This window comes from Finegoldia magna ATCC 53516 (assembly GCF_000159695.1).
Taxonomy (GTDB): Bacteria; Bacillota; Clostridia; order Tissierellales; family Peptoniphilaceae; genus Finegoldia; species Finegoldia magna_F.
Genome location: NZ_CM000955.1, coordinates 617,837 through 642,961 on the forward strand (window position 1 = coordinate 617,837; position 25,125 = coordinate 642,961).

Here is a 25,125-nt window from a genome sequence, read left to right on the forward strand (position 1 = left end):
AGCGCATGTTATTTATTTTTTTTATGAAATAATTTAAGTCTTAAATATTTTTTGCTTGTTCTTTTTTAGCAATTGATGGCAATATTAGACCCAATCCCAACAATACGACTGGAGTCAAAATGTTAAGCATCAATTTGAAATTCCATTGACTTGTAAATGGTTCCCCTTCTTTTGGAATCATACCTAATATACATGCAAATGCTGTAAATACAAAACACCAACCAGCGATAAATTTACCAAATGATTTTGATTTTGTGAATTTATATTCTACGCCTTGTTTTTCATGTAAGTAGTGTTTTAATGCAAAATATGCCGCAAATACCCACATATAACGCATTGGCATTACTATTGAGTTCAAATCCAACAACCAGTTGTACAATTCATTTGAGTTTCCAATTCCCAATGCTGGAATAATAATCAAAATACTAACCAAAATTGTAGTTAATTTATATCCACCAACTGGAACTTTTTTGTCGTTGATTTTTCTCAAGAAGTTTGGAACGTATTTTGCATCTGCTTCACTCAATAAAAGTTTAAGCGGTGCGTCGATACTCATAACCAAAGCTGCTGCTTGTCCAGCGAAGTTTGTCAAAGCATATATGATAACAAGTGATGAACCTATTCCATAATATTGTCCCAATTTTTCAAATGCGTAGTAAGCGCCATTCATTTTTAAGTCGTTTGCAACATTTGTTGTATCGAACATCATCCCCATTGCAACTGAACCTAAAATCGCAGATACAGTTACCATCAAAGCCATAATTAACATAGCTTTTGGGAAATTTTTCCCTGCATCTTGTGTATCATTTACATATGGTGAGATTTTTTCACAACCACCTACGGCAAACACTAACATGGATATCGTCGTTAAATAATGCAAATTAAAATTAGGCAGATAAGTTTTGATGCTCATCATGTTTGGAGATGCAACTTCTACTCCTCTTAATGCAGGAGCTGCCAACATTAACAAAATAAATAAAATACCCATCACAAAACTTGCAGTACCGGCAATTGAACCTAAAACTTTTATAGATTTAATACCATTTGCAGCTAAAAGCACGAATAATAAAAATATTATTAACACTAATGCTTGTAGTACAATTGGATTTAAAGATTTTACCATTTTAGGATTTCTAAAAATCGCCCATGAACCTGCAACCATTAAGTTTTGTGGTTTTTGTGCTAAATATGGGATATGTACTACCCAATAAGTCCAGCCAGACAAATAAGCTAGTAATGGTCCCATTGTTTGTTTTATCCAATAGCTAAGTCCTGATTGTCCTTCTTTGAAAGTTGAACCAAGTTCTCCAACCATCAATGAATAAGGAATAAAATACAAAGCCATTATGAATATCCAACTTGTAATAACTGTCAAACCTTGGTTAGCGTAGTTATTAACAACATTTCCAAAACCCCATACAACTGTGAATCCCATCCAAATCAGATTGGTCACTGTAAGCGATTTTTTCTTTTGATCGTCAATTAAAACATCGTTTTTCATATTTCCCTCCTAATTAGATTATAGCAAAATTTATTTTTGTTGGGAACATTTTTCAATAAAAAATAGCTTCCAGATTTACTAGAAGCTACTTGATATTTTATTTTGAATAATTTTCTATTATTTTCAAAACCAAATCCGATGCTTTTTTCATTTGGTCGATAGATAATAATTCGTGCTTTCCATGGAAGGCATATCCACCAGTGAAAATGTTCGGGCATGGAAGTCCTTTGTATGATAATTGTGCTCCATCAGTACCACCTCTGATTGGTTGAACTAATGGTTTTATTCCCAAATCTTCCATTGATTTATAAGCCAAATCCACAATTTCCATTACAGGTTCTATTTTTTCTTTCATGTTGTAATAGCTATCTTTCATGTCTAATTCGATAGCGTTGTTGTATTTCACATTCAAGAATTGGACTAATTTTTCCAAATAAGATTTCTTTTCGTCGAATTTTTTCTTGTCGTGATCTCTGATTATGAATTTCATAACGGTATTTTCAACAGATCCTTCGAATGATGTCAACAAATAAAATCCTTCGTAATGTTCAGTGTGTTCTGGTCTTTGAGCTACTGGAAGTTCATTGAATAATTCCATACCGATTAATTGTGAATTAATCATAGTATTTTTTGCACTACCAGGGTGAACATTTTTACCGTGAATAGTTATTGTCGCACCTGCTGCATTGAAGTTTTCGTATTCCAATTCTCCAATTGGGCCACCATCCAAAGTATATGCAAAATCAGCTCCGAATTTTTCTACATCGAACAAATCAGCTCCTCTGCCTATTTCTTCATCAGGAGTAAATCCAATTTTAATTGTTGGATGCTTAATATCTTTGTTTTCACATAATTTATTTACAGCGTCCATTATAATCGCGATACCAGATTTATCATCAGCACCCAAAAGTGTAGTTCCATCTGTATGAATTAAAGTTTGTCCTTCCAAATCTTTTAAAAATGGAAAATCTTCCACAGTTGTAGTGACAGTATCAGATAATTTGATGTCTCCACCTTTGTATTCCAAAATTTGTGGTTTTACATTTTCCCCTGACATATCAGGAGCAGTATCCATGTGAGAAATAAATCCGATAGATTTGGATTCTCTATCTAAGTTTGATTCTAATGATGCATACACATATCCATTTTCGTCCATGTGCGCATTGTCGATTCCCATTTCTTTTAGTTGTTTAACCAAAAGATTACCCAAATCTTTTTGTCTAGCTGTTGATGGACAAGTTTCGCTTGATTCATCACTTGTAGTGTAAATCTTCGCGTATTCAATAAATCTATCAACTATATCTATCATAATTTTCTCCTATTTAATAACTTCCTTTTCTTCCCAAGATTTTTTAACTGCGTTTGCAACATTTCTTGCAACATCTTTGTTAAATGCTTCTGGCAAAATTCTTTCTTCTGTTGGTTGTTCAACCATGTGAGCAATAGCATAAGCTGCTGATAATTTCATATCGTCAGTAATTCTGTCAGCTTTTGCATCCAATGCGCCTCTGAATATTCCAGGGAATACCAATACATTGTTAACTTGGTTAGGATAATCACTTCTACCTGTACCAACTACTCTTGCACCAGCTTCTTTCGCTTCGTCAGGATAGATTTCTGGAACTGGATTAGCCATTGCTAAAACAATAGAATCGTGGTTCATTGAAGATACCATTTCTTTTGTTAAGATTCCAGGAGCAGAAACTCCGATGAAAATATCTGCATTTTCCATCGCAGTTTTCAAATCGCCTTTAACTTTATTAGGGTTAGTTGTTCTAGCGATTTCTCTTCTAGCTTCGTCAAGTTTTTCATCATCAGGATCAATAATTCCACGGCTATTTAAGATTAAATTATTCTTAGCACCAGCTAATGTTAATAAGTTAGAAATTGCAATACCTGCAGCACCTGCACCGCTGATTACGATTTTGACATCAGAAATATCTTTCTTAACAATTCTCAACGCATTTATAACTGCTGATAATACGATAACAGCAGTACCGTGTTGGTCGTCGTGGAATACTGGAATATCTAATTCTTCGATTAATCTTTTTTCGATTTCAAAACATCTTGGAGCTGCAATATCTTCAAGATTAATTCCGCCAAATGAAGGAGAAATTGCTTTCACAGTTCTAATAATTTCTTCAGTGTCTTGAGTGTTCAAGCAAATAGGAAATGCATCAACATTACCGAATTCTTTAAATAAAACTGATTTACCTTCCATAACAGGCATACCAGCAATTCCACCGATATTTCCCAAACCTAAAACTGCAGAACCATCAGTTACAACAGCAACCATATTTCCTTTATTTGTATATTTATATGCTAAATCATTGTCTTCATGAATTTTCTTACAAGGTTCAGCAACACCAGGAGTGTAAGCCAACGCCAAATCCATAGCGTCATTAACTTTTACTTTAGATACTACTTCTAATTTCCCTTGATTTTTTTCGTGAAGTTCAAGAGCTTTTTGTTTGATTTCTTCGATATTCATTTTTCACCTCATAAATTTTCAAATAATTTTCAACAAAACTGTTGAATAACATTATTACAATATAATTTTAACACTAAAGCCCAACTATTCCAAACAAAAAGAGGTATTATTTAAAATACCTCAATTAATTTAGAAAAATATTGGAACTAAAACAGATGCCAATAAAATTATTAACGCTCCTCCCAAACGAGAAGATATTTGTGCAAATGGCATCAATTCCATTCTATCTGCAGCCGTAAGAACAGCAACATCGCCAGTACCGCCCATGTTAGCCATGCACAATCCTGCTGTTAAAGCTGTTTCGATTGGATAGAATCCTACGAAATATCCCACGATTCCAGCACCAATGATAGCGCCTAATACTACTGCAATTACAAGAACAACATAACTTGGTGTAAATGCTTCAAAGATTTGTCCCAAATTAGTGTAAGCCATACCAATGCCAAGCATAAGTGCTGCAGTAAAGTTTTTGGCTACGAAATTGTACCAACCTTCAGCAACGTGTTCGATTTTTTCTGGAACAATTCCTGCTGCCTTAACTATAACTACAGAAATAATCATCCAAGCATAAGAGTGGATTTTGATCCCGATCTTTTCGAACAAGAATGCTAATATTGCGCCAAATGTGAAAAATGCTGTTGCAATTACAATTCCTGCACCATAATCTTTAACATCTTCAAGAACAATATTTTCTTTCTTATCAGCCTTCAAACTATCATCGTCACTTCTAACTAATTGACCATTACCAGTTAAACTTGGTTTTACTTTTCCTAATCTGTTCAACAAACCACCTGCAACGATTGCCATAGCATTACCCAATGCAACCGCTGGAACAAGTTTACTCAAAATAGTTTCTGACGGAATGTTCAATGCTGATTCGAAAACTTTTGAAATAGGTACAGCACCTGCTCCCATTCCACCACCCATAATTGGGATACCGATGTATGCGATAGATTCACCTACACTCTTTCCGAACAACAAACCTACACCACCTACTAAAAGTAGTGCAACAATAACAGAACCCAAAATGCATGGTAAATATCTAATAGCCGCTTTGATAAGCAACTTTCTATTCATACCAAGAATTGAACCCGTGATTAAAGCTGCGATGTAGAAATCAAGGAATCCTCCCTTAGTCATAAAAGTATTTATACTTTTGATGGATTCAGCTGGTAACCATTTATAATAAGTTATAGCCGCACCAACAAATATAGATACAATAGCTCCACCGCCCAAATATGTCTTAATAATTGGTGTGTGATTTCCGATTAAGTTTAACAATTCCCCGAATACAATCAAAAACAAAAATGCCCCTACCATACCATTTGGTAGAACATCAAATATGAATGATACAACGATTATTACACATGCGATTATAAAATACGGAATTTTTAAACCTGCAATCTTTTTATCCATAACTTTCCTCCTTATTTAGTTTTTACATCTTATATTATCTCATTTAAAACATAATAAAGCAATCTAAATCAGCTTAATTAAAAGTATTAAAGTGAACAAATACAAAATTGTCGTACTCACAACATAATACCCTGCCAATGAGTCATCTTGGCGATATCTTTTTGCGAAAACATAAGTATTAACAGCCGTAGGAGCTCCGAATAAAATCAACGCAACAACCTTTTGAATTTCAGACAATCCGAAAATTTTCCCGATAAATAATCCTGTCAAAGGAAGAACCAAAAGTTTTACAATGGAAACCTTCATAATCGATTTAATTTCTTTAAAATCTATTCTAAAATTCAAACCATATCCCATAGTCACCAAAGCCAATGTTCCTGCAATATCCCCCAAACTTCTCAAAGGAGTTTCCAAGAAAAACAAATTAACCTTAGTTACATACAAAAATATTCCTACGAAAAGTCCAATCATCAACGGAGTCTTCACTACATTTATGAACAGTTTTTTCTTTGAATTATTTTCTCCAACCAATCCTTCGTACATGCTTACAGTGTAGAAATTATAGAAAAACTGACTTATTCCTGTAATTGCACCTGCCATGACAATCCCTTCATCTCCAAACAAAACACTCAATATTGGAAACGACATTATTATGAAATTGCCCCTACTCATAGCATTTGCTTCCAGTACAACATAAGATTTGTCCTTGTTGGTAATTTTCGCCAAAAAATAAGTAAGAAAAATGTGAAATAAAAACACTACATTTAAATAAACAAGATATTTTACACTGAGATTTTGCCCAAAATCCACCTTGTAAAAACTCATCATAATTTTAAGAGGGAAAAACACATTAAAAATCAGCTTGTTAAGTCCCGTCATAGTATTTTCATCTGCTATTTTAAATTTTCTAAGCAAAAACCCAATCAAAATCAAACAGAACAAATTAATTATAGTCAAATACAACTGCGTATAATCTACCAAAAAACCACCTTTTTCACAAAAAATATAGGTAAATGAAACCACTTACCTATACAACAATACTATTTATTTGTCAAAAAATCAAATTATTTTGTGTACAATTCAATATATCTGTCCTCTGTAGTGTAATCTGATTTCTCAATCGAGTCTATAATCAAACCATCAGAGATAAATTTCTTCAAAGAATCATCCAGCTCATTCTTAGCCACAATATTGACGATTCTTTTGTTTTCACTATCGGAGGTTACAACCTTGTATTGTTCCTTAGAAATCTCTGACAAATTTTCAAACGCTATTTTTTTATCCACCAGAAACATTACATCATCTGTTAATTTGTCCACCTCTGACAATGTATGAGAGGACAACACAACTATCTTGCCATCATCTTTTAATTTCAGAAGATAATTTCTCAACAAAATAACGCTCGTAGGATCCAATCCAGTTACAGGCTCGTCCATAATGTAGATATCATAATCCCCCATGAAAAAATACGTCAACAAAGTTTTTTGCTTTTGACCCAGAGAATAAGTGCTAACTTTCCTCTTCATAAAATTATGAACCTTAAAAATATTCAACACCTCTTCAAACTTTTCATCAGAAACATGGCGTGAGTTCTTTGCGAAAATAAAATGATCCAACCCTGTCAAGTTATCATACAGCATATCCAAGCTTCTTGCATAGGATAAATGCTTGAAAATCTCCGGATTTTTATTATCTACATCATTAATCTTAATCTCACCTGAATCGTACTTCGTCAAATCAGAAATTATATCCATCAGAGTAGTCTTACCAATACCATTTGGTCCAACTAACGCGTAAATCCCAGGTTTATCTAATTTCAAATTCAAATCCTTTAACACTTCGTTTTCACCGTAAGATTTGTTCAGATCTTTAATCTCAAGCATTAATATCCCCCTTCATCCTTTTCATTGATATCAAATTAAACACTATAATATAAAATACAATCATTACCACATTATATATCGGATTAGAAAAACTAAACTCATTCAAATAATTGTATCCGCCTTTCAAAATCATCAAACTATCCAAAGAACTAAATGGATTTAATAGGAAAAACTTACCCAAAGTTCCAAAATAGCTAATAATTATTCCTAAAACAATAAATAAAGTTGTAGCAATTATATTCACAGTTTCATTCTTGATGAATGTGGTCATCATATTTGAAAAACTAACCACAAGTAAAATTATCAAAATATTTATCAAAATCATTGGCAAAATGAAACCACTAGATGCCCTGAACACACCCTCTACTACACCGTTATAACTGTAATCGTAGCAGAACACTGGATACAATTTCTCACCAAGTCCTCCATTAAATAATCCTATTATCATACTAATTGCCAAAATCACAGCATACATTCCCGCAGATAATACAAACGAATTAATCTGCTTTGATTTCCAGACATCTTTTTTCCATTCATTCACAAAAGCCAACTTCAAAGTTCCATTAGACCTTTCCTTTTTAAATTCAAGAGTAAACATCAAGCAAATAACCAACGTAAAGGCTGGAATAATCCCATTTTCATACATAGATATAACATTGCCTATAAGTCCTTTTTGTTCAGTAGTATAGTGTTGTTTTGTTATATACAAGCTTAGTTTTTTATTAGATAATAAACTTTGTTCTATCTCATTACTAACAAGTTCATAACTTGAATCGGGCTTTAAATTGTTATCCATAAAATAATTCACCCTATTCTCATTAGATCGAGAAGTACTTGGATCTATCCATTCTACATCAAATCCCCATTTAGAATTCAAATAATGGAACATATTAATGTAATATTCTGTGGGATTATTAGCTCTGTTAACATAAGATTTTTTGAAATTTTCCAAATTAATTAGTGTTTGCTTGAATCCTTTGTCTTTTGGATTGTTGTGAACATTAATCTTTGCACTTTCAATCTCACTGTCAATAGTTTGTAAATCATCCCTTGATTTTATGTTTTTGTATTTTATAGTATTAAAACAGAAAAACACAGCTACCACTACAGTTAGTACACAAAAATACTTATATAATTTGCTTCTCATAATTTTGGCAAAATCTAATTGCAAAATATTTTTGATATCGATTTTCGAGTATGTTTTTGAAAAATTGTGATAAATAAACTTGTATCTGTTATTGTTTACAATGATTAAACAAAAAGTCATTAATAGAAATAAAATTGGCACTAATATTGAAACATTACCAAAATTATGAAAACTATTTAGACTAAACGATAGATCATATTTTCTTGAAATAAAAGAAATTATCCAGTAAATCGATAAAACAGCTATAATTGATAGACTTTGTTTCATGTATCTTCTGAAAATCTCATACAAAATCATCGCAATGCTGTAAATTAAAAATCCCGTACCGATGTATTTTAAAGCAAGTACCATTGAGTTTACATTCATTGTTATAGGCGAATTAATCTTAAGGTCTGTTACAGATTTTAATATCATATCGTTCGCACTTCCCATTGGAAATCCATTGACTACAGAATAAATAATATTGCCCACAATCATTGATAAGATTACAACCGCAAAGAATACGACATACTTTACAAGCCTTGCAAATACTAATTTTTTGGAACTAACTGAAATAGTGTCTAATTTTAGACTTTTAAAATTCATCTCATTAGCAAATACAGCTATCAGAAAAACCACACACAAGAAAATATCATTCATGACATTTTCCATTAGGAAACCAAAAGATTTGAAAAAACTAAAATTGTTGGATGTAGTGTAGAATCCATATCTGTTAATTTCATCACGAATCAAATTAAAATAAGGATCTAATTCTCTAAACATTATATCCATCTCCAACTTGTTTAAGTTGTTTTGTTTTTTGAATGATTTTATCTCATCATATTGGCTCAATAATTCATTGTAGAAATTATGCTCTGTCTTTGAGGAATACTTTGCAGATTTTGTTTCTTCCATCAACATACTCACATCGTATTCCAAAGGTTTTATGTATTGTAAAGAATTAAAATTCATCTTGCTAAAATCCAAATATTTCTGCTGTTCTTCTTTGTTATCAGTTGATTTTGAGAATGCAAAAGACTCCATCATTGTGTTTTCAAAATTATTCCTAGTTTGTATAAAATATGCATAATCTTGATCAGTATATTCATATTTTATGCTGTTTAATGTTACAAAAGAATACACACAAAAAATAATAACTACAACAGGAAAAATTAACGACTTGTAAAATTTTTTCAGTTCAAACATATTGTCTCCCTTCATTGAATTTCAAAAATATTATTTACTAATTTCTCCCGAATAATACCAAGTCTCAGTATTATTGGTTACATCAATAGTAATTAATCTCTGTCTATAAAGTTTCCCACTGTAACCGTCATTATATACATCTTCATACTTCAAATGTACAGGTGATTTTCCCCTCACAAAAGTAAAATTCTCACCGTATTCATTCTCTTCAACATTTTCTAATCCATAATAACTTGCCGAACTAACAGCCGATGAAACGTTTGCATCTATTGTACAAACCACTGTCAAACATGCAATCATAACGATAAATAAAATTTTTTTCATTTTTAAGTCTCCTTTCATAAATTCCTTATTTATTACATACCCTATTTTTTATTTTTTAATCTATTTTTCTAAAATTTTAATTCGTTTATTTTTTTTGTGTTTTATATAAATTTAAAAGAAATTATTTTCTCATTTAATGCAAAAAAATCTTCCACACTGTTTAGTGCAGAAGACTTTTCGCAATTATTTGTCGCTTAAATCAATATTTAAGATTTTAGGAACTGTTGTACTGACAAGGTCTTTAGAAAATTGTGTTTTCAAAGTTCTATCCAACACATACTTAATGTCATTCATATCATTGTAATCTTTTATGAAAATCACTTTGGAATTTTTATCAATTGCTACGATTGTATTATTTTTTCTATTGTTTAAATAAAATATTGAATTAGCATTGGTGTAAATTTCAGCTATACCCAATTTATTCTCACTAATCGTATCATTCAAAACGTTGATGTTACCAATAGTGTTCATATTCTTGATAGAAAAATCATCTCGTTGTATGCTACTTGCATTTTCCCACATTTTTAATGTGCTATTTTCTTTGTAATTTCCTAACAAAAGTATTGTAAGATTTTCATCTTGTAACTCTGAAATTTTTTCATAAGTTTTATCATTTTTCAAAAACCTATAATTTTTTATATCGCGTCCATAATACAATTTATTAAATTTCTTTTCAGTATCGTTAAGTTCTTTGTAATCACCTCTGTTTTCTCTTTGACTATAAGTTAAGGCTACATTTTCGTCTGGCTGTGTACTTTCTACATTTTCTACCAATTTTGGTTCGTGATTTTTATTATCTAATGATATTTTTTCGTTTTGTATAGGTAATAAATCATCGCTTACTAAATTTTCTGTGTATTTTGTTTGTAATGATCTGTTCACTAAATCTTCAATATCTTGATTAGAAATGTATTTTTTCACGAACAACATTCTTCCGTTTTCATCTGCTATCAAAATATAAGGGCTGGATATCGACTTATCAAAATCAAATTTTTCTCCACCACAGTAGAAGTTATTTTTTACATCATTCATATCAAAAGATTGGAACATATTCTTCAAAATAGTTTCATCTTTATAGTTAGAAATCTTGATTAAGTTGATTTTATCCAAATCCAAATACGATGAATTCTTCCACATTATTCTAGAATTTTTATCTTCAGGTGAACCAACCAACATTACATTTACTTTTTTATTCAAGAAATCTTTTATATATTTTTGATTTGAGTTGATATCTTTCATTAAATACATATTCATATCTCGACCGTAATATTTTTGGTTAACTTCTTTTTCACTTGGCTCGAAAATTCTGTAGTCTCCTCTTTCATTTCTTTGAGAAAAAGTCATAGGAACTATTCTATTCGGATCTTTTTCTTTTGGAATTTCTTCTAAAATTTTGAGATCTACAATAGGTTTAACTGAATCTGTTATTGTATCATTGACTGCAAAAGTATTAACAGTTCTGTCCAAAACATACTTGATATCTTCGTTTGAATTGTATTCTTTTGTAAACATATAGTTTTGATTTTTATCAATAGCAACTATTGTTGGTTTTGGAACTTGTATCAATGAATTATATGCTCCAGTAACATAGATTTCTTTCTTAACATTTTCCAAGCTTTCAAATCTTTCTTTCTTTTTATTGATGTCAGCTTGTGCCCCCAAATAAGATACATTTATTAAATCATAGTTTCCTTCTTTTATATACTTAGAATTTTCCCACATTTTAATAGTATCTTCTTTTCTGTAATCTCCAATCAGAAGTATTTTAATATCTTTTTTAGAAATTTCATCTAATGATTTAGGTTTGTTGTCTTTGTCTATCAGTTTAATCCTAGAAAGATCCTTAGCGTATTGTGAACTGAACTTAGCTTCATTTTCCGACAATTTTTCATAATCTTTTCTGTTTTTTCTTTGTTCAAGAGAAATAGGATAGCTTGATTTGAACATATCTATGCTAAGTTTTTTGAAGTTCTTATTGTCTGCGTAATATCCATTGGACATGTTAAATCTTCTCAAAAGCTCATAATTGGATTTATAAGGGAATACATTTAACAACGATCCATTCTTATCCAATACAACTACTTGGTTTTTATTAGATCTAAATTGTCCATTTAATGAATTACCTCTCATAAATGAATCTGAATGCAATTTGTCTTTACTAATTTGTTCCAAATCCTTTTGATTTCCATTTGTAATGACATTGACAAAATTAAATGCTTCATCATTTATATTGGAAGAGTTGTCAAACATTTTTTTAGATTGTGAATCAACCCTATCTCCCATTAAGAATATAGTAGGTCTTTTATTATCTATAATATCCTTTATTTTAACAGGCTCATTATCTTTATTGTAAAGTACAAAATTACTATAATTAAAACCATATCTTGATTTAACATTTATCATTGTTAAATTATCAGTTGAATCGAAGAATCCAAGAGCATAAGCTTGCTCAAATGATATTGGGAAGTTTTGTTCTTTTATTTCAACATCAATAGGATTTTGTGGTTTATCATCTGGTTTTTCATCCGGCTTATCATCTGGTTTTTCATCTGGATTAGATGGTTTGTCGCCCACTTGAATTGAGATTTCTTTTGTATAATCTTTGAATCCTTCTCTTGAGATTTTTATTTTCAAAGTATATTGTCCCAATACGTTCTCATCGCTTGTCTTAAATGCAAAGTCGATTTTACCTGAATTATCTGATACTGCACTTTTCTTGAATAATTGTTTTTGATTTGAATCTTCTAATATAACTTCAGCCTGTGATTTATCAAGTTTTGAGTCATTCAAATCTGACACACATATTTCCAAATTAATAGAATCTCCAAGTTCGTATTTTTCTTTATCAGTTTTAATCGAAGCCTTCATTTGAAGTAAGTCTGGAGTATTTTGACTTACAACTTGATACTCTAAAAACTTAAATGCATTTTGGTACTGTGCATCTAGTAATTCCACTTTTACGCTATATTTTCCTAAAGTAGTTCTATCATTCGTACCAATTTTTAATATATGTCTCCCATTTTTATCTGTTTGTCTGTTGTAAGATACAGTTCTTCCAAACGGATCTTGTAAAGTGTATTTTATATTTCTATTAGCTAAATGCTCTCCAGTATCTTGATCTTTTAATTCTACGTTTATTTGAACGACATCTTTTCTTTTTACTGTTGTGTTAGGAGAAGTTATCTTAATGTTTGCCTTTTGATTAGTCTTCAATTCTACATTAGGATCCACATTTTTGTCTTCAATTTTAAAATTTTGTTTTGATAATATAGCTTGAAGATTGTTAAAATCTTTTTGAGTTATTAGATTTACAACTCTTCCTTCTTCGTTTAACACCAATATTTTTTCATCTTGACCTAATGACAATTTTTGATTCCTTATATTATTGTCTTTGTCTATAAAACTTTTTGATATCAATCTTCTAAGATTTTGTTGTTCCAGGTATGATTTATCATTTTCAGATGTTATTCTAACAAAATTGTATGTGTCATTTGATTTGTTAGCAAAATTTTTCAAATCAGTTTCTTTGTTTGAGAATAGTACAACACTTGGTTTCTTCAAATCAACTACATCATTTAGAATTTTTGTTTTATCGTTCAAATCGTTCATCGAATAACCTAGGATATTTTTACCATAAATATTTTTCAATATTTCTTTGTTATCTATATCATTTTTCAAATGAGCAAAATAAGAGGATTTATCAGCATCATCATAATTTATAAAATTATCATTTACATCTTTATTTAAGATATCAAATTTTGTGAATGAGTAATCCTTGAAATATCCATCTTTATTAACTTCAGCTAAAATTTTGTAAGTTCCCGGATATATGTTTTCTGGAAGCTTAACTTTTAGTTTTTCTTGGCCAATGTTATTTGTTTTGATTTCACCATATTGGATTTCTGTTCCTGCTAAATCAAATATTTTGTAGCTTACATTTGCTTGTGAAATGTAATTATGATTTGAATCAGTAGTTTTAATGTTAAATGTTATCTCATTTTTGAAATTGTATACTGATTTATCTCGAATTACATCTAATCTAAGACTTTTATTATAATCTTTATTTTCTATTCCTGAGATTTCAATATATTTTTGCATACCTTCTTTAATATAGGCTACAGATTTGAATCCCTTGTCCTTTAATTGTTTTATTTTTGGTTCTGATTCCACATTACTTACTACAAATAAGTTTGTAGTTTTGTCCAAATTATTCATAAAATCATCAAAGTCTTTATCGTTCAAATCCATATTAAATGAATTATCAATATGTGATTTATCAAAATTTGCTTTAGATCTAACATCTAATACAAAAGGTTTTTTAGTTTTCAAATAATCTGTAACATCAGTAGCATTTTTTGCTTCAAAGAAAGCATTATTTGTCTTAGGAATTTGATTTGAGAGTGCATAAATTACATATCTCTTTGATGTTTTTTCGTAATTATCCTTTGATAACTCAAAGTATAATTCGTATTTTCCTGGAGTTTTTGCATCTACATCATAGTTTATATTTCCTTTGTCATCTGTTTTAATAATTGATTCTTTCTTTGAATTTGGAGATATTTCTCTAACTTTGACATCCAAATTAGATAAATCATTTCCATTTTCATCCTTTAAGTTTAACTTTACTACCGCTTTTTTACTTGCTTCGTAAATTTTTTTGTCTGACACTATAGTTGTACTGAACTTTTTAAGTTTTGGTCTTTCAACTGCAATGAAACTTATTGATTCAGATAATGATTTATAATTTGATTTTTGTGCTTTCAAAGTTATATCGTACTTACCTGGGGTAAGTTTTAGTTTGTATATCCACTTTCCGATTGATTTGTCATCTGATGTAGTTCTATCTATTATGACTTTACCATCTGGAGTTTTTAAGGAAATATTAACTTCCGCATTATTGACATTATTTCCGAACTCATCTATCGTTTTGAAACTAATTTCAGGAATTTCATCTACAAAATACTGGTCTTTTTTATTCTTAGCATTAACTGAAATTCCTTTATACTCATCGTCATCTTCTCCGAATTTAATTTTATAATTTGCTGAGGATGATGGATAATTATAGTAATCCGCATCCGCAGTAGCTTTTATCAAATATTCTCCTTTTGAAGTGTAAGCTTTTGGTGTCATATATATGAATACATAACCTTGATAATCGCTCATTTTCCTAATTTTTGTTTCTTGTTGATTAGGATCCAATATACTTATATCAACAGATGAATTTCTCATTGGATTATTATTTTGGTCTTTGATTTGAATTTTAATATATGCAGATTCATTTAGTTTGTAGACTTTTTTTGCTGAATCAAAAGAAATATTCATGTATTTTCCATCTTTTTTAGCAAAGAAAGAATCTTTTTGTTCTACATCGTAGTACCCTTCTTTGTATGCAACGGCTTCTATTTTATAAGTCCCCATTACATTTCTTTCTGATAAATTCATCGAGAAGTTAGCTTTCCCATCTTTATCTGTTTTTAAATTAACATCATATGATTTTTGATTAGGATCAGTTATTGTCAGTCTAATATTTGCATCAGAAATTGGTTTATTTTCGTTATTGACTACAAAATCTACATTTACAGGTTCCGTTTTAACCATGAAAGTTTTTTGTGATAACTTCATTTGTAAATCCAGATTTTTCATTTCTGCTGTATTTCTATCTACATTTACATCAAGTGTTTCAGTGAAATTATCGAACCCGCTTAAACTAGCGTCTACTTTTATTTTATATACTCCCTCTTCGTTGAATATTTCTTTTTCCAAATCAAATACAGCTTGACCTTGTTTATCTGTGTAAAGTGATTTAGTGTATTCTTTTTGAGATGGAGATGTTATAGTAGCTATTACTTTTGCATATCTTTTAATTTCGTTGTATTTATTAGTAACTGTAGATACTAATTTTACTTGAGTATTTGGTTTGATTTTGTCCTTATCTAGTTCATTGTCAACAAAAAGTGGATTTTCAACTGTTGGAACAAAATCTTTACTTTCTACGTTAAAAGTATTAATTCCGATTAATTTGTTTTTGTAGTAAATATTTACTTTGTATTTACCGATAGCGGCATTATTTGCTAGTCTAACATTAAAATTAGATTCCCCAGTAAGATTTGTTTTTAAATTATACTTGAAGTTTTGATTATGAGATGTAATTATTTCACATTCAATATCTTTATTTACAATTTGATTTTCAGATTGATCCTTAAGTGCTATGTTAATAGCTACTTGTTCCCCTTGAAGATATGTTTGTTTGTCTGAAGATATATTAGCCTTGAATTGTGCATTAGATTCATCAACTCTGATTCTCATTGTATCAAAAACTTTATAGGAATGTTTTGATTTCGCAGTGATAATACATTCTCCATATCCAACAGCTTTAACTTTTCCAGTACTATCAATGTCGCAAACTGTCTTATCAGAACTTTCCCATTTCAAGTCTTCAGTCTTTGCAGTATTAGGTAATAAATCTATTCCTAATGTTACTGTTTCACCTATTTTTAGAAGTTTTTCTTTTTCTTTGAATTTGATGCTTTCTATCTTAGTTTCATTTTCATCATTTTCATTGATATGTTCTCCATCAATCGTAAATGCTTTTAATGAAACATTGGCATTTTTTATTTGGTCTGTCAAATCTGTCCACTTTTCACCATCTTTACTTACAAAAGATTGCCCAGCTTCTGCTGTAGTTTTTGAAGAAAATCCTTTTATTGGTCTTTCAATTGGAATTGGATACTTATACCCTGGAGTTTTCATTCTTACAATTACAGCGAATTTTGAACCTTTTGAAATAAGCGTGTCTTCAACTTTAACTTTTTCATAACCTGCAAATTGCATCTTACCTTGTTTAACGCTGTTTTTTTGTGAAAGTCCACCGTTTTTATCTACATTTGTATTAACAAACACTTCGTATTCAGCATCATTTGCAGAAGTCCACAATCCTACACTTGAAAGATATGTGTCTTCTTCCACTGGACCAAACACATTCGCATAATACGATTCTTCTCCAAGTCCAACTTGACTTGTCATTCCCAATTTATCGTATTGCCAGATTTTTTCATTTTCATTCAAATCTTTTAAAATATATTGAGAGTTTTGTGTTCCTATGTTTTTGTCGTAGTATGATACATAATAATATCCGCCTTGAGTTCCCCAACCAGTTCCCCAAGAATTTTTACAAATCCATGCTCCATCTCCTTGAGGTGTAGTCTTAAAATTCTTTTTGCTATAATTATCATCCCATCCTACAATTGTTACAGCGTGATTTGGAACTTGACCACCAGAATAGTAATGGGCCATGGTTTTTTTGTTAAGATATTCATCTCCACCCATAACCGCTGAGTACACTCCACCGTATTTTGTTATCATAGATTTAATTAAATTATTATCGTTAGAATCTCTTCTATCTGGCAAAAATATTGCTTGTGTCAATTCCTTTGCTATTGGCAAGTTTTCAGGGGAATCTGATCCGTAGATATCATAAGGATCATCTTTTTCTAGAACAGGGCCAGACCTCCTAGCCAAATATGCAGAAGAAACTGTTCTAGTTCCACCATCGCTTGGACCCCAGTCAAAACCGTGAGTATTTCTCATGTGTTTTTCAGAAAAATCCATTCTTTCATCTGGCATTAGAATCGATTCAGCAGATCCAAAAGTTGCAAAAGCCCAACAAGATCCATTAGGACCTTGATCCTTAACGCTTGTCACTTTTCCTATATCTCTCAAATCAAATTTTGATTGATTAACATCACTTAAACTTCTAAAAAAGAAAGTGCTTGGAAATTTTCTTTTACTAGTCTTGTTATCGATAGAAGAATAATTCGTATGGATTTTATAAGGATCTTGTTTTAATTTTTTTGAATTATCATTAAAATTAGCATTTTCTATGCTTTTTTCGTATAAATTAATTCCTCTATTACTTGAATCTTTTTGTTTGAACTCTACAATATCTTTGTTTGATTTCTCTATTTGTTTTTCAGCTGATATAGGATTAATCGGAAGAATTAATGCTATTGATAGCACAACTGAAAATATTTTTAATTTTTTGCTCATAATTTGCTCCTTTATCTGTGAATAAATCTTCTTACACCCTAAAAAAATATTTTTAGATTTGTAAGAAGATTTACTACATTAAGTTTAGCTTATAAGGGCAAACCAAAAGATTTGCCCCATATAACTAATTAAAATCAAAAATCAAATATCCATCATTAGATGTTTTATTTGAATCTGAATTGTCATCTCCAAAATCTGGATTAATAACTTCTTCAGAAGCTCTTAATTTTTCTCTGTTGTTTTTGTATGTTTCATAAGAACCATATTCTAATTTATTGTCATCATGACCATAACCAACAATGATTTCTTCTGAATCTTTTGGTTTGAAGCCATCTGGTAAGAAGTCAAATGATGGATTATTCAACCAAATAATTTTAGCAATTCTAGCAGGATCAGGTAGTTCAGATTGTACATTGAATTCTGACCAAGGAATTGTTTCTCCTTCACGAAGTGCTAAAATAGATTCAAATTCTTTAGGATATTTTGCTCTTAATTCATTAACATAATCTCTTAAGATGTAAACACCTTCAGCTGCTCTCGAATAAGAAACGTCTCTTGCTCTTCTAACATCTTGTGCTTTTCTTAATTCTTTATCGAATTTAGTTCTATCTTCAGCTGTAAGATATCTGTTAGCTTTATTTTTAATATTTCTAATTTCGTTTAATTGTTTATCAATTGTTCCACTTAACCATTTTGGACTAGCATATACATCACGTTCTAGTAATGCTTGGCTACAAGCTGATTTAAGTCTAGCATCTAACTCTATTAGGTTTTTTACTTGAATTTGAGTTCTTGATGCTTTAGTAATATCAGCAATTTCTTTTGAAAGTGAATTTCTTACAAATTCTCTTTTACCTTTAACTCCAACTTCTGTCAAATCATCTCTGTAGTAGTTGTTAAGAAGTTTTCTAGCGTCAGCTAAGCTTTTATTGAAAACTCTCTTTAAATAGATTGTAGCAAAATCATCAGCAGTTAAATCAGGGAATTGTTTTAATTCATCCATAACACTTGAAATTTTTTCGCAAGCTTTTTCAATATCTTCTACTGAATTAAAAGGGTTGAAAGCTGTTACTAATGCTACAAATACTTCTCCAGCTGCTCTACTGTGAGCTTCTTGAACTTTATATAGAAGTTCTGTAGAACATCTGTGAATAAATATTCCTGTTAAACCTAAAAGTTTAATTCTAGGAGCTATTGAGTCTAAATCATATATTGTTTGTTCGTTAAATTTTTGAGCTACAGGTGGAATATTAAAACTTCTGTCTTCAGCTAGTGTCATAATATCTTCTTGATAAGCTTTCATTAGAGGAACATTTTTAACTTTATTTTCTTCTAAAATTGTTGCTCCTTTTAACATTTCATTTTGTGAAAGCTGCGGAATCATTTCTTGATATTCTTCCATTAAACTACGATCATTTTGTTCATTGGCACTTGCAATTACTGGTGCTGCTACATTAAATACCATTAACATAGCCAACATAATTGATAAAAATTTCTTTTTCATATTATCCTCCAAAATATTTAATGGTTATTATATTTCCGGGTCTGTAAAATCAGGATAAATAAGATCCGAATTAATGCCATCCATACTTGTTGTAACTACTTCATCTTGTAATGAAGACCTAGCAGCTACATAGTTGTTATAATTTCCATATTGAGCTTTTTGTCCACCAAACCCAATAATAATGTTTGAACTTTGGGATTTCATGCCCGCTGGAACTTTGTCAAAAGTAGGTGAAACTATCCATTGTATGCTAGCTATTTGATATGGTTCAACATAAGATGATGGAATAAGCAAGCCATGAACTTCAAAATCTTCCTTCTTTAAAGATCGTGAATATTTATCTAACAGCTTACTATTAAAATCCCATAAATCGTATATAGCATTTGCTATCGAATCATATCTAGGATTTTTTTCTACTTTTTTATCTACAACTTTTTTTATTAGATTTTGCCACATATCAAAATCTTCCTTATCTATAACAGATCTGTATTTTGATTTCAAAACATTTTGTCTTCTAATCTCACCTAAAACAGTCTCATTTAACCATCCAGGATTTGCTAATACTTCCTTGGAAAGATATGCCGATGACGCTGCAGATTTTAATCTTGCATCTAGTTCGACCAACTGTCCAAATGTTATTTTTTTACCTACTTCTTTGTTAATTTCATTAACTTCAGTCCTAAAAATACTTTGTATAAATTCTTCCTTGCCCTTTGAACCGTAATTACCTTTATCAAAGTAATTATTTGATGATTTTCTTGCTTCTGAAATATTTTTGTACATCAACCTTTTTACATAAACTGTTGCTTGATCGCTTGACGTCAAATCTCTCATACTTATAATCTTTTCAAAGTTTTTATCCAATTTATCTATTGCTGCTAATACATCTTTTTTGCCATTAAATGGATTAATCGCTACCATAACAGACTCAAAAGCAACTTGAGCTGCCAAGTTATGAGCTTCTTGGATTTTATAAATGTATTCTGTTGTCATTAAGTTAATAAATCTATTTACTTTTCTTAACAACTGAATTCTAGCTCCAATAGAACCAATATAGAAAAACTGTTGAGGATTGTAATTGTTTACACCTGCAGGTAAATTTATACATCTGTCTTGTGATAGTAATGCCAAATCATCCTGAGCTTTTTTCATTAACGGAATATCATATGCTTTATTCCCTTCAATTCTCGCTCCTTTTAGAACAGAACTTTCTTTTGCTATTTCGTCTTCACTCATCATTAGATTATAATTATCATTAATATCCCTAAGTTGTGATAAATCAGATAATTCATACTCTTCAATTTTGATTTCACTATCCGCATATGATTTATTAAAAAATTCTTGCGGAATCGAAGTCAATAAAAACGATAACACTAAAATTGCAGAAAACAACCTGTACTTACTTTTCATTTTTGATTTTATAATAAACCTCCTTCTTATAAAATTGATAGGATATTTAATATTAATATAGATTCCATAATATGTGGATTATTGAAATTTATATCATTTTTTCAAAACGCTTACACTTTATTCTAGTAAACCCTATTGATATAATAGTGTTTTTTAGTATTATTTTGTTCAGTTTTATGTTTTTATATTATATATCTCTATCTATTTTTTAAGTTATCATACTATTTGAAATTTGTCAATTAAAATATTATTTTTTAATATATGTATATTCTTTTTAGAAGTAGAACATTGTTCAATATTTAAGTTTTGAAATATTTTTTCAATTAATTATTTTATTTTCTAAATATATTCTTAAAATTTGCAATAAAAAAGCCCTCACCTAAGTGAGAGCTAAATAGTCTTAGTATATTAATTATTCTATAATTTTAGAAACAACGCCAGCTCCTACTGTTCTTCCACCTTCTCTGATGGCAAATCTTAATCCTTCTTCGATTGCGATTGGAGTGATTAATTCGATTATGAATTTTGCGTTATCTCCTGGCATTACCATTTCTACGCCTTCTTCTAATGCGATGTTTCCTGTTACATCTGTCGTTCTGAAGTAGAATTGTGGTCTGTATCCTGAGAAGAATGGTGTGTGTCTTCCACCTTCTTCTTTTGTTAATACGTATACTTCTGCTTCAAATTTTGTGTGTGGGTGAATTGTTCCAGGTGCTGCTAATACTTGTCCTCTTTCGATGTCTTCTCTTTGTACACCTCTTAGTAATGCTCCGATGTTATCTCCTGCTTCTGCTTCGTCAAGTTGTTTTCTGAACATTTCTACACCTGTTACTACTACTGTTCTTTTTTCTGTTGTAAGTCCTACGATTTCTACGTTGTCTCCTACTTTTACTTTTCCTCTTTCTACTCTACCTGTAGCTACTGTTCCACGTCCTGTGATTGTGAAGATGTCTTCTACTGGCATTAGGAATGGGTGGTCAACGTCTCTTACTGGAGCTGGGATCCATTCGTCTACTTCTTCCATCAATTTCATGATTTTGTCTCCCCATTCTCCGTCTGGATCTTCTAATGCTTTTAATGCTGATCCTACTACGATTGGTGTGTTGTCTCCATCGTATTCGTATTCGTTTAATAATTCACGTACTTCCATTTCAACTAATTCGATTAGTTCTGGGTCGTCTACTTGGTCTTCTTTGTTTAAGAATACTGCGATTTTTGGTACGCCTACTTGTCTTGCTAACAAGATGTGTTCTCTTGTTTGTGGCATTGGACCGTCTGCTGCACTTACTACTAGGATTGCTCCGTCCATTTGTGCTGCTCCTGTGATCATGTTTTTAACGTAGTCAGCGTGACCTGGACAGTCTACGTGTGCGTAGTGTCTTTTTTCTGTTTCGTATTCTACGTGAGAAGTGTTGATTGTGATTCCTCTTTCTCTTTCTTCTGGTGCTTTATCGATGTTAGCGTAGTCTACGAATTCTCCTGAGCCCATTCTCTTGTTTAATACAAGTGTTACGGCTGCTGTTAGAGTTGTTTTACCGTGGTCAACGTGACCTATTGTACCAATGTTAACATGTGGTTTTGTTCTTTCAAATTTAGCTTTACTCATTTATATAAGCCTCCTATTTATTATTCTTTTTTCCTATAACTTCTTCTGATATTGAGTTAGGAACTTGTTCATAATGATCGAATTGCATTGAATATGTTGCACGACCTTGTGTTTTTGATCTTAAGTCTGTTGCATATCCAAACATTTCTGCCAATGGAATAAACGCATCTAATACGTGTACACCATTTTTAGGATTCATACCGTCAATCTTACCTCTTCTTGATGAAACGTCTCCCATTACATCTCCCAAGTATTCATCTGGAGTTGTGATTTCAACTTTCATCGCTGGTTCCAATAAGATTGGTTTTGCTTTAGCAACTGCTGCTCTGAAGCCCATAGAACCGGCAATTTTGTATGCCATTTCTGATGAGTCGACATCATGGTAAGAACCATCTAAAAGAGTAATCTTCATATCAAGCATTGGATATCCACCTAAGATACCTGTTTGAGCTGCTTCTTCAGCACCTGCTTGAACTGATGGAATGTATTCTTTTGGAATAGCACCACCGACAATTGCGTTAACAAATTCGATACCATTTGCTTCTTCTGGGTTTTCGATTGGTTCAACTCTAAGAGTACAATCACCGTATTGTCCACGTCCACCTGATTGTTTAACATATTTTCCTTGAGCTTCAGCTGCTTGAGTGATTGATTCTCTGTAAGCAACTTGTGGATTACCGATGTTAGCTTCTACTTTGAATTCACGTAAAAGTCTATCAACGATAATTTCAAGGTGAAGCTCACCCATACCAGAGATTATAGTATCGCCAGTTTCTTCGTCTGTATATGTTCTAAATGTTGGGTCTTCTTCTGCAAGTTTTGCAAGAGCAATACCCATTTTTTCTTGACTCGCTTTTGTTTTAGGTTCGATTGCTACAGAAATTACTGGATCTGGGAATTCCATATTTTCAAGGATAACTTCGCTATCCATATCACATAAAGTGTCCCCAGTTGTTGTATCTTTTAAACCGATAATAGCTACGATGTCTCCAGCGTATGCCTTATCAATTTCTTCACGCTTGTTAGCGTGCATCATTAAGATACGACCAATTCTTTCTCTCTTACCTTTTGTTGAGTTGTATACATAGCTTCCTGATTCAACTGTTCCTGAATAAATTCTTGTGAACGCAAGCTTACCAACATATGGGTCAGTTGCGATTTTGAATGCTAATGCAGCAAATGGTTCTTCATCTGATGATTTTCTCGTAGTTGGCTCATCAGTTTGAGGATCCACACCTTTGATATCTGGTACATCAGTTGGCGCTGGCATATAATCAACTATTGCGTCCAATAAAGGTTGAACACCTTTGTTCTTATATGCAGAACCACAAAGTACTGGGTTCATTGCGTTAGCAATTGTTGCAGTTCTTATAGCTCTTTTGATTTCTTCTTCAGTTAATTCTTCACCTTCAAGGTATTTTTCCATTAACTCTTCATCGTGTTCTGCTATGTTTTCTAATAATTCTGCTCTATATTTTTCAGCTACTTCTACTAAGTCACTTGGAATATCTTCAACAGTGAATTCTGTTCCTAGTTCGTTTTTGTAGATATTAGCTTTCATTGTAATAAGATCAACTACACCTACGAATTTATCTTCAGCTCCGATAGGAATTTCGATAGGTACAGCATTTGCTCTCAATCTTTCTCTAATAGTGTCAACAGACATAAAGAAATCAGCGCCTGTTGCATCCATTTTATTGATGAAGCAAATTCTTGGTACGCCATATTTATCAGCTTGTCTCCAAACAGTTTCTGATTGTGGTTCTACACCGCTTTTCGCATCGAATAAAGCAACTGAACCGTCAAGAACTCTAAGAGATCTTTCTACTTCAACTGTGAAGTCAACGTGACCCGGTGTATCGATAATATTGATTCTGTTACCTTTCCAGAAACAAGTTGTTGCTGCGGAAGTAATTGTAATACCTCTTTCTTGTTCTTGAACCATCCAGTCCATTTGAGCGGCACCGTCGTGAGTGTCCCCAATTTTATGGATTTTACCTGAATAGTATAAAATACGTTCAGTAACTGTAGTTTTACCGGCATCAATATGGGCCATTATACCAATGTTCCTTGTATCTTTTAATGAAACTTGTCTAGCCATTTTTTCTCCTTACTTACTTTCCGATAGATTAGTATCTATAATGTGCAAAAGCCTTGTTAGCTTCAGCCATCTTGTGTACGTCTTCTCTCTTCTTAACTGATGCACCAGTGTTATTAGCTGCATCCATGATTTCTTTAGCTAACTTTTCAACCATAGTTTTTTCACCACGAGCTCTTGTATAAGTTGTTAACCATCTCAAACCTAAAGTTTGTCTTCTTTCTGGTCTAACTTCGATAGGAACTTGGTAGTTAGCTCCACCTATTCTTCTAGTTTTAACTTCTAAGATAGGCATAATATTGTTCATTGCTTTGTAGAATACTTCAAGAGCGTCTTCTCCTGTAGTTTCTTTGATAATATCAAAAGCACCATAAACAATTTTTTGGGCAGTACCTTTTTTTCCGTCTAACATAATGTTGTTGATAAGCTTAGTAACTGTCTTATCATCGTAAACTGGATCTGGCATTACCTCTCTTTTTTGAACATGTCCTTTTCTTGGCACTTCGCTTCCCTC

14 protein-coding genes are annotated in these 25,125 nt (G+C 31.4%); all 14 read right to left on the reverse strand.

Annotation, left to right across the window (positions count from 1 at the left end):
• Nucleotides 1–40 precede the first annotated feature (40 nt).
• The 14 genes from HMPREF0391_RS02870 to rpsG all read right to left on the reverse strand — a co-directional run bounded on the left by HMPREF0391_RS02870 (nt 41) and on the right by rpsG (nt 25,113).
• Nucleotides 41–1,501, reverse strand: coding sequence for an APC family permease (locus HMPREF0391_RS02870; RefSeq protein ID WP_002835359.1), 1,461 nt, complete (start codon nt 1,499–1,501; stop codon nt 41–43).
• 97 nt (nt 1,502–1,598) lie between these two features.
• Entirely contained in the window at nt 1,599–2,810 is a 1,212-nt protein-coding gene (gene pepT, locus HMPREF0391_RS02875; protein WP_002835360.1) for a peptidase T, read from the reverse strand.
• Between the two features lie 9 nt (nt 2,811–2,819).
• Nucleotides 2,820–3,992: an NAD(P)-dependent malic enzyme gene (locus tag HMPREF0391_RS02880; protein ID WP_002835361.1), complete on the reverse strand. Its 1,173-nt coding sequence runs from the start codon at nt 3,990–3,992 to the stop codon at nt 2,820–2,822.
• Nucleotides 3,993–4,121: 129 nt separating this feature from the next.
• On the reverse strand, nt 4,122–5,408 hold the full coding sequence (locus HMPREF0391_RS02885; protein ID WP_002835362.1) for a 2-hydroxycarboxylate transporter family protein: 1,287 nt from the start codon (nt 5,406–5,408) through the stop codon (nt 4,122–4,124).
• A gap of 63 nt (nt 5,409–5,471) precedes the next feature.
• Nucleotides 5,472–6,389: an AEC family transporter gene (locus tag HMPREF0391_RS02890; protein WP_035109233.1), complete on the reverse strand. Its 918-nt coding sequence runs from the start codon at nt 6,387–6,389 to the stop codon at nt 5,472–5,474.
• Nucleotides 6,390–6,472: 83 nt separating this feature from the next.
• Complete coding sequence (locus tag HMPREF0391_RS02895) at nt 6,473–7,291, reverse strand: ABC transporter ATP-binding protein (RefSeq protein ID WP_002835364.1); 819 nt, start codon at nt 7,289–7,291, stop codon at nt 6,473–6,475.
• Nucleotides 7,284–9,623, reverse strand: coding sequence for an ABC transporter permease (locus HMPREF0391_RS02900; protein ID WP_035109235.1), 2,340 nt, complete (start codon nt 9,621–9,623; stop codon nt 7,284–7,286). Before HMPREF0391_RS02900 ends, HMPREF0391_RS02895 begins: the two co-directional genes overlap by 8 nt.
• A 30-nt stretch (nt 9,624–9,653) precedes the next feature.
• Nucleotides 9,654–9,947 carry a hypothetical protein gene (locus HMPREF0391_RS02905; RefSeq protein WP_035109237.1) on the reverse strand — a complete coding sequence of 98 codons (294 nt, stop codon included), beginning with the start codon at nt 9,945–9,947 and terminating at the stop codon, nt 9,654–9,656.
• Nucleotides 9,948–10,130: 183 nt separating this feature from the next.
• Nucleotides 10,131–17,993: a lectin like domain-containing protein gene (locus HMPREF0391_RS02910; RefSeq protein ID WP_002835367.1), complete on the reverse strand. Its 7,863-nt coding sequence runs from the start codon at nt 17,991–17,993 to the stop codon at nt 10,131–10,133.
• Nucleotides 17,994–18,117: 124 nt separating this feature from the next.
• A complete protein-coding gene (locus HMPREF0391_RS02915) occupies nt 18,118–19,497 on the reverse strand; it encodes a CAMP factor family pore-forming toxin (protein ID WP_002835368.1) in 1,380 nt (459 codons plus the stop codon).
• 27 nt (nt 19,498–19,524) lie between these two features.
• On the reverse strand, nt 19,525–20,907 hold the full coding sequence (locus tag HMPREF0391_RS02920) for a CAMP factor family pore-forming toxin (protein WP_002835369.1): 1,383 nt from the start codon (nt 20,905–20,907) through the stop codon (nt 19,525–19,527).
• 412 nt (nt 20,908–21,319) lie between these two features.
• Nucleotides 21,320–22,513 (reverse strand): elongation factor Tu, encoded by a 1,194-nt coding sequence (gene tuf, locus HMPREF0391_RS02925; RefSeq protein ID WP_002835370.1) that lies wholly within the window; start codon nt 22,511–22,513, stop codon nt 21,320–21,322.
• 13 nt (nt 22,514–22,526) lie between these two features.
• A complete protein-coding gene (gene fusA / locus HMPREF0391_RS02930) occupies nt 22,527–24,614 on the reverse strand; it encodes an elongation factor G (protein WP_002835372.1) in 2,088 nt (695 codons plus the stop codon).
• A 28-nt stretch (nt 24,615–24,642) separates the two neighbouring features.
• Nucleotides 24,643–25,113, reverse strand: a complete 471-nt coding sequence (gene rpsG, locus HMPREF0391_RS02935) for a 30S ribosomal protein S7 (RefSeq protein WP_002835373.1) — start codon at nt 25,111–25,113, stop codon at nt 24,643–24,645.
• Nucleotides 25,114–25,125: the final 12 nt, after the last annotated feature.

Excerpts from the sequence above, each read along its gene's own strand:
- HMPREF0391_RS02870 (WP_002835359.1), bottom strand. The coding sequence starts at position 1,501 with ATGAAAAACGATGTTTTAATTGACGATCAAAAGAAAAAATCGCTTACA.
- pepT (WP_002835360.1), bottom strand. The coding sequence starts at position 2,810 with ATGATAGATATAGTTGATAGATTTATTGAATACGCGAAGATTTACACT.
- HMPREF0391_RS02880 (WP_002835361.1), bottom strand. The coding sequence starts at position 3,992 with ATGAATATCGAAGAAATCAAACAAAAAGCTCTTGAACTTCACGAAAAA.
- HMPREF0391_RS02885 (WP_002835362.1), bottom strand. The coding sequence starts at position 5,408 with ATGGATAAAAAGATTGCAGGTTTAAAAATTCCGTATTTTATAATCGCA.
- HMPREF0391_RS02895 (WP_002835364.1), bottom strand. The coding sequence starts at position 7,291 with ATGCTTGAGATTAAAGATCTGAACAAATCTTACGGTGAAAACGAAGTG.
- HMPREF0391_RS02900 (WP_035109235.1), bottom strand. The coding sequence starts at position 9,623 with ATGTTTGAACTGAAAAAATTTTACAAGTCGTTAATTTTTCCTGTTGTA.
- HMPREF0391_RS02905 (WP_035109237.1), bottom strand. The coding sequence starts at position 9,947 with ATGAAAAAAATTTTATTTATCGTTATGATTGCATGTTTGACAGTGGTT.
- HMPREF0391_RS02910 (WP_002835367.1), bottom strand. The coding sequence starts at position 17,993 with ATGAGCAAAAAATTAAAAATATTTTCAGTTGTGCTATCAATAGCATTA.
- HMPREF0391_RS02915 (WP_002835368.1), bottom strand. The coding sequence starts at position 19,497 with ATGAAAAAGAAATTTTTATCAATTATGTTGGCTATGTTAATGGTATTT.
- HMPREF0391_RS02920 (WP_002835369.1), bottom strand. The coding sequence starts at position 20,907 with ATGAAAAGTAAGTACAGGTTGTTTTCTGCAATTTTAGTGTTATCGTTT.
- tuf (WP_002835370.1), bottom strand. The coding sequence starts at position 22,513 with ATGAGTAAAGCTAAATTTGAAAGAACAAAACCACATGTTAACATTGGT.
- fusA (WP_002835372.1), bottom strand. The coding sequence starts at position 24,614 with ATGGCTAGACAAGTTTCATTAAAAGATACAAGGAACATTGGTATAATG.